The 15,811-nt window shown below is 70.4% G+C and carries 13 protein-coding genes; 1 reads left to right on the forward strand and 12 read right to left on the reverse strand.

The window, feature by feature from the left end:
- Window positions 1–3: 3 nt before the first annotated feature.
- The 12 genes from pgeF to rsmH all read right to left on the reverse strand — a co-directional run bounded on the left by pgeF (window position 4) and on the right by rsmH (window position 14,722).
- Window positions 4–732 carry a peptidoglycan editing factor PgeF gene (gene pgeF, locus ABZ642_RS14175; RefSeq protein ID WP_360482277.1) on the reverse strand — a complete coding sequence of 243 codons (729 nt, stop codon included), beginning with the start codon at window positions 730–732 and terminating at the stop codon, window positions 4–6.
- Between the two features lie 10 nt (window positions 733–742).
- On the reverse strand, window positions 743–1,951 hold the full coding sequence (ftsZ, locus tag ABZ642_RS14180; protein WP_360482280.1) for a cell division protein FtsZ: 1,209 nt from the start codon (window positions 1,949–1,951) through the stop codon (window positions 743–745).
- 277 nt (window positions 1,952–2,228) lie between these two features.
- Window positions 2,229–3,023, reverse strand: coding sequence for an FtsQ-type POTRA domain-containing protein (locus tag ABZ642_RS14185; protein WP_360482508.1), 795 nt, complete (start codon window positions 3,021–3,023; stop codon window positions 2,229–2,231).
- A gap of 28 nt (window positions 3,024–3,051) precedes the next feature.
- The gene (murG, locus tag ABZ642_RS14190; protein WP_360482283.1) at window positions 3,052–4,140 is read right to left on the reverse strand and encodes an undecaprenyldiphospho-muramoylpentapeptide beta-N-acetylglucosaminyltransferase; all 1,089 of its coding nucleotides are present in this window, start codon (window positions 4,138–4,140) and stop codon (window positions 3,052–3,054) included.
- A 6-nt stretch (window positions 4,141–4,146) separates the two neighbouring features.
- Window positions 4,147–5,502, reverse strand: coding sequence for a putative lipid II flippase FtsW (gene ftsW / locus ABZ642_RS14195; RefSeq protein WP_360482286.1), 1,356 nt, complete (start codon window positions 5,500–5,502; stop codon window positions 4,147–4,149).
- A 66-nt stretch (window positions 5,503–5,568) separates the two neighbouring features.
- Window positions 5,569–6,984: a UDP-N-acetylmuramoyl-L-alanine--D-glutamate ligase gene (murD, locus tag ABZ642_RS14200; RefSeq protein WP_360482511.1), complete on the reverse strand. Its 1,416-nt coding sequence runs from the start codon at window positions 6,982–6,984 to the stop codon at window positions 5,569–5,571.
- Between the two features lie 8 nt (window positions 6,985–6,992).
- Window positions 6,993–8,063: a phospho-N-acetylmuramoyl-pentapeptide-transferase gene (gene mraY, locus ABZ642_RS14205; RefSeq protein ID WP_360482513.1), complete on the reverse strand. Its 1,071-nt coding sequence runs from the start codon at window positions 8,061–8,063 to the stop codon at window positions 6,993–6,995.
- Window positions 8,063–9,475, reverse strand: a complete 1,413-nt coding sequence (gene murF / locus ABZ642_RS14210; RefSeq protein WP_360482289.1) for a UDP-N-acetylmuramoyl-tripeptide--D-alanyl-D-alanine ligase — start codon at window positions 9,473–9,475, stop codon at window positions 8,063–8,065. The genes mraY and murF overlap by 1 nt, the downstream gene beginning before the upstream one ends.
- A 4-nt stretch (window positions 9,476–9,479) precedes the next feature.
- On the reverse strand, window positions 9,480–11,141 hold the full coding sequence (locus ABZ642_RS14215) for a UDP-N-acetylmuramoyl-L-alanyl-D-glutamate--2,6-diaminopimelate ligase (RefSeq protein ID WP_360482292.1): 1,662 nt from the start codon (window positions 11,139–11,141) through the stop codon (window positions 9,480–9,482).
- Between the two features lie 42 nt (window positions 11,142–11,183).
- Entirely contained in the window at window positions 11,184–13,169 is a 1,986-nt protein-coding gene (locus ABZ642_RS14220) for a penicillin-binding protein 2 (protein ID WP_360482295.1), read from the reverse strand.
- 5 nt (window positions 13,170–13,174) lie between these two features.
- Window positions 13,175–13,723: a septum formation initiator family protein gene (locus ABZ642_RS14225; protein ID WP_360482298.1), complete on the reverse strand. Its 549-nt coding sequence runs from the start codon at window positions 13,721–13,723 to the stop codon at window positions 13,175–13,177.
- Window positions 13,724–13,765: 42 nt separating this feature from the next.
- Complete coding sequence (rsmH, locus tag ABZ642_RS14230) at window positions 13,766–14,722, reverse strand: 16S rRNA (cytosine(1402)-N(4))-methyltransferase RsmH (RefSeq protein WP_360482301.1); 957 nt, start codon at window positions 14,720–14,722, stop codon at window positions 13,766–13,768.
- Between the two features lie 356 nt (window positions 14,723–15,078).
- On the opposite strand from rsmH, the gene ABZ642_RS14235 reads away from it, so the two are divergent.
- Window positions 15,079–15,627, forward strand: a complete 549-nt coding sequence (locus ABZ642_RS14235; protein WP_360482304.1) for a carbonic anhydrase — start codon at window positions 15,079–15,081, stop codon at window positions 15,625–15,627.
- Window positions 15,628–15,811: the final 184 nt, after the last annotated feature.

A 15,811-nucleotide genomic window follows, 5' to 3' on the forward strand; every position in this document is an offset into this window, starting at 1 on the left:
CCATCAGTCCAGCCACACATAGCCTGCGAGCCGCCCGGTGATGCGGTCGCGACGGTAGGAGAAGTGATCGCCCGACTCCAGCGTGCACACCGGCGACTGCGCCCGGTCGAGCACCCCGGCGCGCGCGAGCTGCGCGTGCACTCCGGCGCTCACGTCGACCGCCGGAGTGCCCCAGCTGGTCTCGGCGTGCGCCGCCGGCTCGACGGCGGCCACTTCGGCGCGCATCGCCTCCGGCACCTCGTAGCACCGTCCGCAGACGGCGGGTCCGGTGCGGGCGACGATCCGGGCCGGGTCGGCGCCGAGCGACTCCATGGCGTCGATCGCGGCCGACACGATGCCCTTCACCATGCCGGGCCGTCCGGCGTGGGCGGCGGCGACCACCTCGGCCACCGGATCGGCCAGCAGCACCGGCACGCAGTCGGCGGTCAGTACGGCGAGGGCGAGCCCTCGGGTCGCGGTCACCAGTCCGTCGACCGGCGGAGTCTGCCGGGTGGTCCAGGGCCCCTCGACCTCGGCGACGAGATTGCCGTGCACCTGGTTCATCCAGACCACCCGGCCGGGATCCAGACCGAGCGACTTGGCGGCGAGATCCCGATTGGTCCGCACCACGTCGGGGTCGTCGCCGACCGCCCCGCCCAGGTTGAGCTGCTCGTACGGAGCGGCGCTCACCCCGCCCCACCTGTCGGTGAAGGCGAAGTGCGCGCCGCTCACGGTTTCGCGCTGTCCTATCACGTCTGAAGGATCACTTGAGGAAGTCCGGTACGTCCAGTTCCTCGGCCGCGCTGTCCGTGTAGGAACGCGACGGCGGGACCGGCGGGGCGACCGGGATGTCGGCGACCGGCTCGGGCGCCGGCTCCGGCTCCTCCTTCGGGGTCACGCTGCCGAGCGAGCCGAAGGACGGGCGGGACTCGGGCTGCCGGGCCGGAATGGGCTCCTCGCGGCGGCCCGAGGACGAGGACGACGAGGAGGACGAGCCGAGCACGGTGTCCCGGCGGGCCGGGGGCTGACCCCCGTCGAAGCCGGCCGCGATGACCGTGACGCGGACCTCGTCGCCGAGGGCGTCGTCGATGACCGCACCGAAGATGATGTTGGCCTCGGGGTGGGCGGCCTCGCTGACCAGCTGGGCGGCCTCGTTGATCTCGAACAGGCCGAGGTCGGAGCCGCCGGAGATGGAGAGCAGCACGCCCCGGGCGCCGTCGATGGAGGCCTCCAGGAGCGGCGAGGAGATCGCCATCTCGGCGGCGGCCACCGCGCGGTCGTCGCCGCGGGCCGAGCCGATGCCCATGAGGGCCGAACCGGCCTCGGACATGACCGACTTGACGTCGGCGAAGTCGAGGTTGATCAGGCCGGGGGTGGTGATGAGGTCGGTGATGCCCTGGACACCGGAGAGCAGGACCTGGTCGGCCGACTTGAAGGCGTCGAGGACCGAGACCTGGCGGTCCGAGATGGAGAGCAGCCGGTCGTTCGGGATGACGATGAGGGTGTCGACCTCTTCGCGGAGTTCCGCGATGCCGTCCTCGGCCTGGTTGGCGCGGCGCCGGCCCTCGAAGGTGAAGGGGCGGGTGACCACGCCGATGGTGAGGGCGCCGAGGTTGCGCGCGATGTTGGCCACGACGGGCGCGCCGCCGGTGCCGGTGCCACCGCCTTCGCCGGCCGTCACGAAGACCATGTCGGCCCCCTTGAGGACCTCCTCGATCTCCTCACGGTGGTCCTCGGCGGCCTTGCGGCCGACGGCCGGGTTGGCGCCGGCGCCGAGTCCCCGGGTGAGTTCACGGCCGACGTCGAGCTTGACGTCGGCGTCGCTCATCAACAGCGCCTGTGCGTCGGTGTTGATGGCGATGAACTCGACGCCCTTGAGACCGACCTCGATCATCCGGTTGATGGCATTGACACCACCGCCGCCGACACCGATGACCTTGATGACTGCGAGGTAGTTCTGCGGTGCTGCCACGTCGAAGGCCTCTCGCCTCGAATTACGTTGCCGTCGCCATGCGATGCCCGCGTGGGACGGCAGATGCCGATTGGGACGGTCCGTAGCGCCGACCCGAACCCTAACGTTGAAGTTTAGGGTTACCAGTGTGTCTGTTCCCTGGAGTCTTCTGAACAGGACACTAAGTCGACAAGTGGCGCGCGTTCAACGAACACGCCGAACCTCCCGTTTTTCTTTTCACCCTATGTGATCAGCCGTAGCAGTGCCCAACCAGGGTGTTGGCCTGCGCTGATGTGCGTCAACTCGCTGATGACGCAGGCGCGGTGGGAACACTCACGTCGAAGTACCGCGCGCCGGAAGCGGCTTTCATGAGAGCGGTGAGCGTGCGCGCCTTGGCGGCGCCGTTCTCGGCACTGCCCCACTCGACCGTGCGGCCGCCGCTCAACTCCAGCGTGATGTCGTCGTAGGAACGGACCTTGAGGGTTCGGGTGTCCCGGCGGACGGCGGCCGGAATGTCACCCGCGACCCGCACGGCTTCCCGCACCAGCCGGTCGGTGCCGAAACGGCGCAGACTGGCGGTGGCCGAACCCGACCGGGACAGACTCAATTCCAGCGCCGGAGCGCCTTTCGGCGCCTGCGAAACCGTCGCGAAACGGACGCCTTCCTTGTCCACTTCGGTGAACTTTCCACCCTTTTCGATGAGCAGCACCGGCATGCGCTCGGTCACTTTCAGCCCGATTCCATGGGGCCAGGCACGGACGACGTCGATCTCATCAATTCGGGGCAGTTTCCGGCGCAGTCGGGCCTCGATGCCGTCGGTGTCGACGGAGACCATTGGCGCCCCGACGGGGACGTCGGCCGCCTCCCGCACCTGCCCGGGCGTCAGAACGACCGTACCGGAGACGGAGACGTGCCGTACCCGCAGCCACGGGGAGCCGTACAGCAGCCAGACGGAACCGGAACCCAGGAGCACAACTCCCAGAACCAGAATGACCATCGTACGAAAGCGGCGGTTCCTCCATCGCCGGGCGGGCGGCGGGCCGGACGACTCCTGCTGGCGTTGACCGCGCTCGGCGGTGGTCGGTCCGGCCACGCTGCTCACTTGCCTTTCGTCATACGGCCTAACGGCTGGAGGCGATCGCCTCGTACACCATCCCGACGAGCAGGTCGTCGGCATCGCGGCGGCCGAACTCGCTTGCCGCACGGGACATCTCGTACAACCGGTGCGGATCGGCGAGCACCGGCAGCACGTTCTGCTGCACCCACTCCGGGGTGAGTTCCGCGTCGTCGACCAGCAGGCCGCCGCCGGCCTTGACCACCGGCTGGGCGTTCAGCCGCTGTTCGCCGTTGCCGATGGGCAGCGGGACATAGGCGGCCGGGAGTCCGACGGCGGAGAGTTCGGCGACGGTCATCGCACCCGCACGGCAGAGCATCATGTCGGCCGCGGCGTACGCGAGGTCCATCCGGTCCACGTAACTTACCGGGACATACGGGGGCATCCCCGGCATCTGGTGAACCTGCGGCAGTTCGTTCTTCGGGCCGACCGCGTGCAGGATCTGGATACCGGCCTGCTGCAGCCAGGGCGCGACCTGCTGGGTGACCTCGTTGAGGCGGCGGGCACCCTGGGAGCCGCCGGAGACCAGCAGCGTGGGCAGGTTGGGGTCGAGGCCGAAGCGGTGGCGGGCCTCGGGCCGGGCGGCGGCCCGGTCCAGCACGGAGATGGAGCGGCGCAGCGGGATGCCGATGTAGCGGGCGTCGCGCAGCTTGCTGTCGGGGGTGGAGACCGCGACCCGGGCGGCGTACCGGGAGCCGATCTTGTTGGCGAGGCCGGGCCGGGCGTTGGCCTCGTGGATCACGATCGGCACACCGAGGCGCTTGGCGGCGAGATAGGCGGGCAGGGCGACATAGCCGCCGAAGCCGACGACACAGTCCGCCTTGGTGCGCTCCAGGATCTGCTCGGCCGCCTTGATGGTGCCGCGCAGCCGACCCGGGACGGTGATCAGTTCAGGGGTGGGCTTGCGGGGCAGCGGCACCGCCGGGATCAGGGCGAGCTCGTAGCCGCGCTCGGGCACCAGCCTGGTCTCCAGCCCGCGCTCCGTGCCCAGGGCCGTGATCCCCACGGTGGGGTCCTGCCTGCGCAGGGCGTCCGCGAGGGCGAGCGCGGGCTCGATGTGGCCGGCGGTCCCCCCACCAGCGAGTACGACATGCACCGAAATTCACCGCTCTCCGGACGAGCGCGCCGCGGAGGCACGCCGTCGCATCGTGTTCCATCTCCGAGGCCCCTGAGGGCCCCCGGCTCCCCGCTTTCTACCAAAGCGAGGTTGCCGCATCGCAAGCGCCGCCCGCGCAGCGGGCTCGTCGCGCGCGAAGGCGATCAGCAACCCGATGGCGAACATGGTCGGCAGCAGGGCGGAGCCTCCGTAGGAGAACAGCGGGAGGGGGACGCCGGCGATCGGCAGCAGGCCGAGCACCGCACCGATGTTGATCACCGCCTGTGCGGTGATCCAGGTGGTCACGCCTCCCGCGGCATACCTCACGAAGGGGTCCTCCGTGCGTCCGGCCACGCGGATACCCGCATAGCCTAGAGCCGCGAAGAGGGCCAGTACCGACAGCGTCCCCGCCAGGCCCAGTTCCTCACCGGTGACGGCGAAGATGAAGTCGGTGTGGGCTTCGGGTAGTTGGCCCCATTTTTCCACACTCGCACCGAGTCCGGAGCCGAAAAGTCCGCCGGAGGCCAGGGCATAGATGCCATGAACCGCCTGCCAGCAGTCGGCGACGCCGCTCTTGGGCTCGGTGGCGCCGATACAGGCGAGCCGGGCCATTCGGTTGGGGCTGGTCTTGATGAGGATCACGCCGAGCAGCCCGGCGATCGACAGCACCCCGGCGAACAGCCGGGTGGGTGCCCCCGCCAGCCAGAGCAGGCCGAACAGGATCGCGGTCAGGATGATCGCCGTACCCATGTCGCCGCCGAGCATGATCAGGCCGAGCAGCAGGAAGCTGACCGGGACCAGCGGCACCAGCATGTGCTTCCACTGGGTCAGCAGCCGCTTCTCCTGTTTGCGCGCCATCAGGTCGGCGCCCCAGAGCACCAGGGCGAGCTTGCCGAACTCGCTGGGCTGGATCTGGAAGGAGCCGCCCAGGGAGATCCAGTTCTGGTTGCCGTTGACCGACATCCCTATCCCGGGGACCTGCACCAGGGCCATCAGGAAGACGGCACCGGCGAGGATCGGGTAGGCGAGCGCCCGGTGCAGTTTCACCGGCATGCGGGACGCCACGAACAGCAGCACGCCCCCGATACAGGCGGCCAGGAACTGTTTGCGGAAGAAGAACGAACCCGGCAGCGACATCTGCAGCGCGGTGATCTGGGAGGCCGAGTAGACCATCACCAGACCCAGCACGATGATCAGCAGACTGCCGCCGAGGATCAGGTAGTACGCGGTCAGCGGCCGGTCCCAGGCCCGGTGCAGGCGCGTGTGGAGCCGCCGCAGCGGATTGTCGCGCGACGCGCGGGGGGCGGCGGGCCTGCGGACTGCTCGCTGTACGGGCGGTCGCCCGGTGCGGCTACCGGGCATCAACGCCTCCGCTGAACGTCGAGCGTCCCACGCGTCCCTCCCAAGGTCGCCCGGCTGGCGGCCGGGTCAGGCGCCGAGTTCGCGAACAGCCTGAGCGAACGCGTCACCGCGCTTGTTGTAGTTGGCGAACATGTCCATGGAGGCACAGGCGGGGGCAAGGAGCACCGTGTCGCCCTGGACCGCCAGTCGCCGCGCCTCCTGGACCGCCGCGAGCATCGCCCCAGTGTCGGTCCGGTCGAGGTCGACGACGGGTACTTCCGGCGCGTGTCGCGCGAGGGCCTGCCGGATGAGGGCGCGATCGGCGCCGATCAGCACCACCCCGCGAAGTCGCTTTGCCGACCTGGCGACCAGTTCGTCGAAGGTCGCGCCCTTCGCCAGACCGCCCGCAATCCATACGATCGACTCATATGACGCCAACGAGGCTTCCGCCGCGTGCGTGTTGGTCGCCTTGGAGTCGTCGACGTACGCGACCCCGTCCACGTCGGCCACGTGCGCGATGCGGTGGGCGTCCGGGGTGAAGTTCCGCAGCCCGTCCCGTACGGCCGTGGCGGGCACCCCGAAGGCGCGCGCCAGGGCCGCCGCGGCAAGGGCGTTGGCGATGTTGTGCGGGGCGGGCGGGTTGACGTCGGAGACCTCGGCCAGCTCCTGGGCGTTCTTCTGCCGGTTCTCGACGAAGGCGCGGTCGACCAGGATGCCGTCCACGACACCGAGTTGGGACGGCCCCGGGGTGCCGAGGGTGAAGCCGATGGCCCGGCAGCCCTCCTCGACGTCGGCCTCCCGCACCAGGTCCTCGGTGAGCTTGTCGCCGACGTTGTAGACACAGGCGACCCGGTTGCCCTCGTAGATACGGCCCTTGTCGGCGACGTACGCCTCCATGGAGCCGTGCCAGTCGAGGTGGTCGGGGGCGAGGTTGAGCACGGCCGCCGAGTGGGCGCGCAGGGAGGGCGCCCAGTGCAGCTGATAGCTGGACAGCTCGACGGCCAGGACGTCGTACTCCTCGTCGCCGAGGACCGCGTCGAGCAGCGAGACGCCGATGTTGCCGACGGCGGCCGTGCGCAGGCCCGCGGCCTTCAGGATCGACGCCAGCATCTGGACGGTGGTGGTCTTGCCGTTGGTGCCGGTGACGGCCAGCCAGGGGGCCGGCTTCCTGCCGTCCCGACCCCGCAGCCGCCAGGCCAGCTCCACATCGCCCCAGACCGGGACGCCCGCCTCGGCCGCCGCCGCGAACAGCGGCTTGTCCGGCTTCCAGCCGGGCGCGGTGACGATCAGCTCGGTGCCCTCCGGCAGGGTCCCGCCGTCACCGAGGCGCACGGTGATGCCGAGCGCCTCCAGCTCCGCGGCCTGTGTGCGCGCGCGTTCGTCGTCGCCGTCGTTGACGACCGTGACGATCGCCCCGCGCGCGTGCAGCACCTTCGCCGCCGGGACGCCGGAGACGCCGAGCCCGGCGACGGTGACGTGCGTGCCGTGGAATTCCGGGGACACCGAGGAGGTCACTTGTCCGCTGCCCATCCCGCATAGAAGAGGCCCAGTCCGACAATCACGCAAATACCCTGGATGATCCAGAAGCGGACCACCACAAGTACCTCGGACCAGCCCTTGAGTTCGAAGTGGTGCTGGAGTGGCGCCATCCGGAAGACGCGCCTTCCGGTGAGCCGGAAGGAGCCGACCTGGATGACGACCGACATGGTGATGAGGACGAACAGGCCGCCCATGAGGGCCACGAGGAGTTCCGTGCGGGACAGGATCGCGAGGCCGGTGAGGACACCGCCGAGCGCGAGCGAACCGGTGTCACCCATGAAGATCTTGGCCGGCGAGGTGTTCCACCACAGGAAGCCGAGGCAGGAACCCATCAGCGCGGAGGCGATGACCGCGAGGTCCAGCGGATCGCGGACCGTGTAGCAGGCGTTGGGGTTGGTCAGGGTCATCGCGTTGGCGCAGGACTCCTGGAACTGCCAGACGCCGATGAACGTGTAGGCGCCGAAGACGAGCACGGAGGCGCCGGTGGCCAGACCGTCCAGACCGTCCGTCAGGTTCACGCCGTTGGACATCGCGAGGATCATGAAGAGCGCCCAGACCACGAACAGCACCGGGCCGATGGTCCAGCCGAAGTCCGTGATGAAGGACAGCTTGGTGGACGCCGGGGTGTTGCCGATGGCATCCGGGAACTGCAGCGAGAGGACCGCGAAGGAGATGCCGACGATCAGCTGGCCGGCCATCTTCGCCTTGGCCCGCAGACCCAGCGAACGCCGCTTGACGATCTTGATGTAGTCGTCCAGGAAGCCGACCAGGCCCATGCCGCACATCAGGCCCAGCACCAGCACACCCGAGTAGGTCGGGGCGTAGCCGGTGATCACCTTGGACAGGAAGTAGGCGGCGACCGTCGACAGGATGAAGGCGATACCGCCCATCGTCGGCGTACCGCGCTTGCTGGCGTGCTCGCGCGGGCCGTCGTCACGGATGTACTGGCCATAGCCCTTGCGCGCGAGGAGCTTGATCAGCAGCGGAGTGCCGATCAGCGTCAGGAAGAGACCGATGACGCCCGAGAAGAGGATCTGCTTCATCATCGGGCATCAACACCCTCGGCACCGCTCTGGAGGAGCGCCTGGGCAACGCTCTCCAGGCCCACCGACCGTGACGCCTTCACGAGGACGACGTCCCCCGGGCGCAACTCGCTGCGCAACAGGTCGACCGCCGCCTGTGCGTCGGACACGTGCACCGACTCCTCACCCCACGAACCCTCGTTATATGCGCCCAGTTGCAGCCAGGAGGCTTCTACCCCCCCGACCGCGACGAGCTTGCCGACATTGAGCCGGACGGCGAGCCGTCCGACCGCGTCGTGCTCGGCGAGCGCCTCGTCCCCGAGCTCGGCCATCTTGCCGAGCACCGCCCACGTGCGGCGCCCCTTGCCCATGGCCGCGAGCGCGCGCAGCGCGGCTCGCATGGACTCGGGGTTGGCGTTGTAGGCGTCGTTGACGATGGTCACGCCGTCCGGGCGCTCGGTGACCTCCATACGCCAGCGGGAGAGGGAGCCAGCCTCGGAGAGCGCGGTGGCGATCTCTTCCGCGGACATGCCCAGCTCATGGGCGACGGCGGCCGCGGCGAGCGCGTTCGACACGTGGTGCTCACCGTACAGGCGCATGGTCACATCGCTTGCACCGGAGGGTGTGTGAAGGCTGAACGCGGGCTGTCCCGTGTCCGTGAGTCGTACGTTCTCGGCGCGTACGTCCGCTTCGGCCGACTCTCCGAAAAGGACCACCTTCGCCTTGGTACGGGATGCCATCGCCCGCACCAGGGGGTCGTCCGCGTTGAGGATCGCGGCGCCGCCGTCCTCGGCCGGGGGCAGGGCCTCGACCAACTCGCCCTTCGCCTGGGCGATCTGCTCGCGGCCGCCGAACTCGCCGATGTGGGCGGTGCCGACGTTGAGGACCAGGCCGATCCTCGGGGGCGTCAGATCCGCCAGGTAGCGGATGTGGCCGATGCCGCGGGCGCCCATCTCCAGCACCAGGAACTTCGTCTCCTCGGTGGCGGACAGGGCGGTCAGCGGCAGGCCGATCTCGTTGTTGAGCGAGCCCGGCGTGAACACGGTCGGCGCCTTGGTGCGCAGCACCTGGGCGATGAGGTCCTTGGTGCTGGTCTTGCCGGCCGAGCCGGTGAGGGCCACCAGGGTCGCGCCGAGCCGTCGTACGACATGGCGGGCGAGGGCGCCGAGGGCGGTCTGGACGTCGTCCACGACGATCGCGGGCACGCCGACGGGGCGGGACGCCAGCACGGCGACCGCGCCCTGTCCGACGACCTGTGCGGCGAAGTCGTGGCCGTCCACGCGCTCACCCACGAAGGCGGCGAACAGGCTGCCGGGGCCCGCCTCGCGGGAGTCCCGGACGACCTCCGAGGTGACCTGGACGGACGGATCCGGTATGTCATGCGTCTGCCCGCCGACGACTGCTGCGATCTCGGCGAGGGAGAGGGCGATCACAAGTTCATCCCTGGGTCTTCTGGATAGCTTCGCGAAGCACCTGGCGGTCGTCGAACGGACGGATCACGCCGGCGATGTCCTGGCCCTGCTCATGGCCCTTGCCGGCGACCAGCACGGTGTCGCCGGGGTGGGCGCGGGCGACGGCCGCGGCGATCGCGGCGGCCCGCTCCTCGAAGAGGAGCACCTCGCCGCGCTCGTGGGCGGGCACCGCGGCGGCGCCTTCCAGCATGGTCGCGAGGATGGCGAGCGGGTCCTCGGAGCGCGGGTTGTCGGAGGTCAGTACGGCCGTGTCGGCGAGCCGGGCCGCGGCGGCGCCCATCGGGGCCCGCTTCGTCCTGTCGCGGTCGCCGCCGCAGCCGAGGACGATGTGCAGCCGGCCCTTGGTGACCTTGCGCAGGGCCTTGAGGACCGATTCGACGGCGTCCGTCTTGTGGGCGTAGTCGACGACCGCGAGGTAGGACTGTCCGGCGTCCACCCGCTCCAGGCGGCCCGGGACACCCGGGACGGCGGCGACGCCGTCGGCGGCGGTCTGCGGGTCGAGGCCCGCGGCGGCCAGGGCGACGATCGCGGCGAGGGTGTTGGCCACGTTGAAGGGGCCCGGCAGCGGCGACTTGGCGGCGACCTGGACGTCCCCGGGCCCGACGACGGTGAACGTCGAGTCCATCGGGCCGATGTGGACGTCCGCGGCCCGCCAGTCGGCGTCGGGGTGGCCCTCGGCGGAGTAGGTGACGACCGGGACGCCGGCCTCGCGGGCGAGCCTGCGGCCGTACTCGTCGTCGACGTTGACCACCCCCCGTTTGCTGCGTCTCGGGGTGAAGAGCTGTGCCTTGGCCCGGTAGTAGTCCTCCATGTCGGAGTGGAACTCCATGTGTTCCGGGCTGAGGTTGGTGAAGACGGCGATGTCGAAGACGCAGCCGTCGACCCGGCCGAGGACCAGGGCGTGGCTGGAGACCTCCATGGCGACCGCCTCGACGCCGCGCTCGCGCATGACGGCGAACAGGGCCTGGAGGTCGGTGGCCTCGGGGGTGGTGCGCTCGGACTTGATGCGCTCGTCGCCGATGCGCATCTCGACGGTGCCGATGAGTCCGGTGCTGCGCGTGTTCTTCAGACCGCCCTCGACCAGATAGGCCGTGGTGGTCTTGCCGGACGTGCCGGTGATGCCGATCTGGAGCAGGTCGCGCCCGGGGTGGCCGTAGATGGTGGCCGCGAGTTCGCCCATCAGCGCGCGCGGGTCGTCGGCGACCAGGACCGGCAGGCCGGTCGCGGCGGCGCGTTCGACGCCCGTCGGGTCGGTCAGCACGGCGACCGCGCCGAGGCCGGCGGCCTGGGCGACGAAGTCGGCACCGTGCAGCCGGGCGCCCGGCAGGGCGGCGTACACGTCGCCGGGGCGGACCGCGCGCGAGTCATGGGTGATGCCCGTGACCTCCACTGTGTCCGCGGTGTCCGGGACGGCGGCGCCCAGCTGATCGGCGAGCTCCGCGAGGGGTGTGGCGGAGACCTGAACCGGCCTGGGCGGCCCCGGATATGTCACGGAAGCGCCCTTCTGGGTGGTTTGGGACTGATCAGCGTGTGGCACGGCGGTGAGCGTACCGGGCGCACCCGCTCCGGAGCGAAGTGAGGGCTCGGGGGCCCGGTGGTTCCCGGGATCGGGGGTGATCGTTGTCACTGGCTCGTTCCTGGTGGTCATTCCGAAAAGCTGAGGCGCTGATCAGGGCTTGTAGTCGACGGGCAGGTTCGCCGCCTTGGCACCGGTCGGCGGGATCTGCAGGGTCTTGAGGGCGAACTCCATCACCTGCTTGTAGATCGGGCCGCAGATCTGGCCGCCGAAGTAGCTGCCGGCGGTGGCGTTCTGGATGGCGCAGTAGACGGTGACGCGGGGCTTGTCCGCGGGCGCGAACCCGGCGAACGACGAGGTGTAGCCGCGGTATCTGCCGGTGGCCGGATCCACACGGTTGGCGGTGCCGGTCTTGCCCGCGACGTTGTAGCCGGGGATGGCCGCCTTGGCGCCCGTGCCCTGCTCGTCGTCCACGACGGACTCCAGCATCTCGGCGAGCGTCTTTGCGGTCTTCTCACTGACCACGCGGGTCTTCTTGGGCTGCGCGGACGGGGTGAAGCGGCCGTCGGCACCCTTGGAGCCGCGCACCAGGGTGGGCTCCACCCGGACTCCGCCGTTGGCGATCGTCGAGTAGACGGAGGCCGCCTGCATGGCGTTGATGGAGAAACCCTGACCGAAAGGGATCGTGTACTGCTGCGAGGTGGACCACTTGCCCGGGGCGGCCAGGATGCCCCGGGTCTCGCCGGGGAAGCCGAGCCCGGTGTAGCCGCCGATGCCGAACTTGCGCAGATACGAGTAGAGGACCCGGTTGGCCTGCTCCTGGGTCTTGCCGAGCTGGCCGGTGGCGAGGATGGTGCCGATGTTGCTGGACTTGGCGAGCACGCCGTTGAGCGTGAGGTGCCAGGTCGCGTGGTCGACGTCGTCCTTGAAGAGCCGGTCGCCGCGGTGCAGCCGGTTGGGCACCACCACGTGCGTGAGCGGGGTGGCGGCGTTCTCCTCCAGGACGGCCGCCATCGACATCACCTTGGCGGTGGAGCCGGGCTCGTAGGCGTCCTGGAGGGCCGCGTTGCCCATCGCGGCGGCGTCGGCCGTCGACAGGTCGTTCGGGTCGAAGCCGGGCGAGTTGGCCATCGCCAGGATCTGCCCGGTCCTGGTGTCCTGGACGACCACGTAACCGCGGTCCGCCCGGGACTTCTTGACCTGCTCGGTGATGGCGTTCTGCGCGGCCCACTGGATGTCCCGGTCGATGGTCAGCTCGACGTCCGAGCCGGGTACGGCCGGGGTCTCCGTGGAGCCCGCGGTGGGCACCTCACGGCCGCCGGACTGGGCGTAGCGGATCTTGCCGTCCTTGCCGGTCAGCTGCTTGTCGAGCTGCTGCTCGACACCGCCGCCGCCCTTGCCGTCGACGTTGACCCAGCCCAGTATCCCGGCGGCCAGGTCGCCGTTCGGGTACACGCGCTGGCTGCTGGGGTCGGCGAAGACACCGGCGAGCACGTTGACGGCGCCGCCGTCGGTCTCGGCCTTGTTGGTGAGCGCGGTCTTCAGGTCCTTGATCTGCTTCCAGACCTGCGGGGTCTGCCGGGTGGCGAGCCGGACGTAGCGCAGTTCCCGGTTCTCGGGCCGGAGCAGCTTGACGAGGGCGGCCTGGTCCTTGCCGAGGATCGGGGCGAGCAGCGCGGCGGCCTGCTCGGGGCCGTCGTTCACCTTGAGCTGCTTGCTGGTGAACATCGTGGGGTCGGCGGTGATGTCGTACGCGTCCTCGCTGATCGCCAGTTCCACGCCGTTGCGGTCGGTGATCCCGCCGCGCTCGGCGGCCAGGGTGTGCACGACGTACCGGTTCTGTTCGGCCTTCGCGGCGTACGCGCGGGCGTCGACGGCCTGCACCTGGAGCAGGCGCCCGACGAAGACCAGCAGCACGAGGGTCAGGGCGAAGCCGACCATGCGCAGCCGGGGCCGGGGGCTGCCGAGCCGCAGGGGGCGCTGGGCCGGCGGGCGCGGCGCGCCCGGGCGGCGGACCGGGCGGGCGCCGGGGCCGGGCCCGCGCCGGACCGCGCCACGCGGCTCCCGGGGGCGGGGCGGCCGGGCGGGGCCGGGCACGCGGCGGCGCGGCGATTGCCTCTCTCCAGAAGTGTCTGGCACGTCCGTCACCTGCCGGGGGTCGTGGTCGGGGTGGTCACGGGCGTGAGTGCCGGCGCCGGGGTCGTCACCGGTGTGGTGACCGGCGTGGGTGTCGGTGCGGTCACCGCGGCGGAGCCGGCCGGCGTCGGTACGGCGGCGGGCGGCGTGCCGATGGCCTCGGGGGCGGGCGGCTGGGTGGTCCCCCGGAGGGCGGCGGTGCTGGGGACGCCCTTGACGGTGCCGTCGGGGCCGAGGAAGGCCGGGTCGCCGCCGGGGACCATGCCGAGTTCACGGGCCCGGCGCTGGAGGGCGTCGGGGGCGGAGTAGGCGTCGATGTCCCGCTGCAGGGCCTGTTCCTCGTCGGTGAGGTTCTTGGTCCGCTTCTGCAGGTCGTCGAGTTTGAACGAGCCCTCGCTGAGCGCCGAGTTCAGCACCAGCAGGCCGATCAGGCCGCCGCCGAGCAGCAGGACGACCAGCAGGACGAACGGGGTGCGGGCGGCCTGGTTGGCCCGGCCGACCGGAAAGAGCCGGGCGAGCCGGGCGGCCCGCCCTTTCAGCTCGGGTTTCCTACTCACGTGTCCTCCGGCGGGTCCGGAAACCCGGCGTGCTCACACCGCTCATTCAATGGACTCCCTGATGCGCTGGGCCCCTCGAAGACGCGCGGGCGCGGCCCGGCGGTTCTCGGCGACCTCTTCCTCGGTGGGAAGTTCGGCACCGCGCGTGAGCAGCTTGAGCCGGGGCTGGTACTGCTCGGGCACGACCGGCAGCCCGGGCGGCGCGGTGGTGGCGGCACCGGCCGCGAACACCTGCTTGACGAGGCGGTCTTCGAGCGAGTGGTACGACAGTACGGCGATCCGACCGCCGACGGCGAGGGCCTGCACCGCGGCCGGGATCGCCCTTTCCAGGACGGCCAGTTCGCCGTTGACCTCGATGCGCAGCGCCTGGAAGGTCCGCTTGGCCGGGTTGCCGCCGGTGCGCTTGGCGGCCTGCGGCAGGGAGTCCCGGATCAGCTCGACGAGCCGGGCGCTGTTGCTGAAGGGCTCCTTCTCGCGCTCCCGGACGATCGCCGAGACGATCCGCTTGGCCTGCTTCTCCTCGCCGTACGCGAACAGGATGCGCACCAGGTCGCCGGCCGGGTAGGTGTTGAGGACCTCGGCGGCGCCGATGCCGGTCGTCTGGTCCATGCGCATGTCGAGGGGGGCGTCCTGGGCGTAGGCGAAGCCGCGGTCCGCCTCGTCGAGCTGCATGGAGGAGACACCGAGGTCGAACAGCACGCCCTGTACGCGCGCGATGCCGAGACGTTCGAGTACGTCGGGCAGCTCGTCGTAGACGGCGTGCACCAGGGTGGCACGGTCGCCGAAGGGGGCGAGGCGCTCGCCGGACAGGCGCAGGGCCTCCTTGTCGCGGTCGAGGGCGACCAGACGGGCCTCGGGGAAGCGGGCCAGCAGCGCCTCGCTGTGGCCGCCGAGGCCGAGGGTGCAGTCGACGACCACGCTGCCCGGCGCCGCCAGGGCGGGTGCCAGCAGATCCAGGCACCGCTGGAGCATCACCGGAACGTGTCGACTCTGGCTCAAGGGGGCCTCTCAGGTCCGCGCGGGAGATACGCACCGCCGGGTCCCCGCCCGCTCGGTACGCGCGCCGCGCACGTGGGGAGACGGTCCGGGCGCCGTGCCGGGGTCTCCAGGGGATTTCACCAGCGGGGAGAGCCTCGTCTCCCGCTTCGCGTCACTTTAGTCCACCGTGTCGCCCGGTCAATCAACCGGCCTGCGCGGCGCGTACGGCATGGCAGCGAGGGCGGGGATTGGAAAGGAATCACCCGTACAGCCCTGGTTTGCCCTCCGTGTGGGTTAGCTCACAACAAGCCACGGTGGCGTTCTTTGTGCCCTCTCACAGCAGGCTTTGAACGCCCGTGACCAGTACCGTCGTGTCTATGACGACTTCCGCAGCAGCTCCCACTGGATCCGAAGGCGCCATAACCAGCGACGGCACCGTGACCGATCGCCTGGTCGACGCCAACCGTACGTACGCAGCCGCCTTCACCGACCCCGGTATGGACGCCCGGCCCGTGCTGCACGTGGCCGTGGTGTCCTGTATGGACGCCCGTATCGACCTGCACAAGGCGCTCGGCCTGCAGCTCGGCGACTGTCACACCATCCGCAACGCGGGCGGCGTGGTCACCGACGACGTGATCCGCTCCCTCACCATCAGCCAGCGCAAGCTCGGCACCCGCAGCGTGGTCCTCATCCACCACACCGGCTGCGGCCTGGAGGCCCTCACCGAGGACTTCCGCAGCGAGCTGGAGATGGAGGTCGGCCAGCGCCCGGCCTGGGCGGTGGAGTCCTTCCGGGACGTCGACCAGGACGTACGGCAGTCCATGCAGCGGGTGCGCACCTCGCCGTTCCTGCTGCACACCGACGACGTACGCGGCTTCGTCTTCGACGTCCGCACCGGCCTGCTCCGTGAGGTCGACCCCGCCTGAGCCCACCGGCTCCGACGGACCGCCCGCCCCGAAAACCGCCGCCGTACCCTGTCAGGACGCTGTCGAATACGCGGCCGAAAGGCCGTAAGACCGACATAGTGCGGGCAGTTGTCCACAGGCGAGTGACACGAATCGGTAACGGCAGCAAGAATGCGGTGTGGGACGTCACGCGGAACTATTCACG

The sequence above is a fragment of the Streptomyces sp. NPDC007157 genome, assembly GCF_040634235.1.
Taxonomy (GTDB): Bacteria; Actinomycetota; Actinomycetes; order Streptomycetales; family Streptomycetaceae; genus Streptomyces.

Excerpts from the sequence above, each read along its gene's own strand:
- ftsW (WP_360482286.1), bottom strand. The coding sequence starts at position 5,502 with ATGCCCGGTAGCCGCACCGGGCGACCGCCCGTACAGCGAGCAGTCCGC.
- mraY (WP_360482513.1), bottom strand. The coding sequence starts at position 8,063 with ATGAAGCAGATCCTCTTCTCGGGCGTCATCGGTCTCTTCCTGACGCTG.
- ABZ642_RS14235 (WP_360482304.1), top strand. The coding sequence starts at position 15,079 with ATGACGACTTCCGCAGCAGCTCCCACTGGATCCGAAGGCGCCATAACC.